This window comes from Moorena sp. SIO3I6, from assembly GCF_010672095.1.
Genome location: NZ_JAAHHU010001578.1, coordinates 1 through 1156 on the forward strand (window position 1 = coordinate 1; position 1156 = coordinate 1156).

The 1156-nt window shown below is 44.0% G+C and carries 1 protein-coding gene and 1 pseudogene; both read right to left on the reverse strand.

What is annotated here, in order from left to right; all coding sequences use genetic code 11:
• Positions 1-42: 42 nt before the first annotated feature.
• Positions 43-310, reverse strand: a pseudogene (locus tag F6K49_RS51370) (DUF2442 domain-containing protein).
• Positions 311-868: 558 nt separating this feature from the next.
• Positions 869-1156, reverse strand: a 288-nt coding sequence (locus F6K49_RS51375; RefSeq protein ID WP_293110655.1) for an AhpC/TSA family protein, incomplete at its 5' end; no start/stop codon positions are given.

Sequence of the window (1156 nt, forward strand, 5' to 3'; positions counted from 1 at the left end):
CGCCAGTGAGCTTGAACCTTAGGGTCCCTCACCTCGATTAACTCATAAATTTCTGGAGGATGGGGCTGGCGCACCACGCAGCATCCCTTCTGTACTCAAATCCTCGTCCTCGGTCGCTCCAGTGGATACCATAACCACCACCGCAAACTTCCCAATTTGAACGTTGATCGGGTGTGGCATTAAGTAGCCTTGGGTACCAAACTAGAGGTACGGTAATTTTCCGCCCATCCATTAAATCAACACTAATGGTTTCTTCAGTAAAGTAGACATTCTTAACTCTCTCATCCGCTCGAATTGCCAAAATACCCATACCAAGCCTCTAAAAAGACCGATCCGTAAAATTGTTGGCATAATGGAATAATTCTAACACTATGCTGGTTACCATGTCTTGAACTTTGGCTTGCAGCGCGATCAAGTCGTCTGGTAGTGCGTACGATCTTGTAGGGTGGGTTCGATTACACAAGAGCTATCAAGACATTTATTCACCGAAGATCACCGAACGCACCATCCCTTACTGGGCTCGGTGGAGAACGCGATCGCATTCCCACCCTACTGGGCTTCATTCATTTTTAATTTTTAATTTTTAACGTTGTATTCCTTGTTGTATGCCCTGCTCTATTCCTGACTGAGTAGCAGCTTATAATTTTTATAATAAAAGTGGTGATAACCGCATCAATTTTCTCCCTGTCTTGCTCTTATAATTCTGTACTTACTTCTAAGTTACTATCGCTTTGGTAGAACTAAGTAGTCGGACAAAAATAAAATTAACTGTTGAAATAGGGAACAGGGAACAGCGGATCTGGGAACAGAGGATTTTTTGGCAACTTTACACAAGTTAATACAGCGAGGTTTATTTTTGTCCAGCTACTTAATCTAATAAAAACGACAGTGGACGACTCATATTCTGAGCAAAGCCAAGGAGCCCGCAATCCTGGTATTCGTAGAGTAATTTCCCCTGTGAATCGAATAAGAAAGTTCCCCCTCGCTGGGTCAGATAAGCCCCATTGGGTACATAAGTATTCCAGTGCTTTAAAACCTCTGTCATATTCCGCAGCCGCAGGGTTGCCAATTCAAAGGGTCTTTGAAAACCTTTGCCACCAGCCAGCCTGAAGAATGAGCCCTTGATAGGGGGAAGTGGTATACCTCGCACAACCTC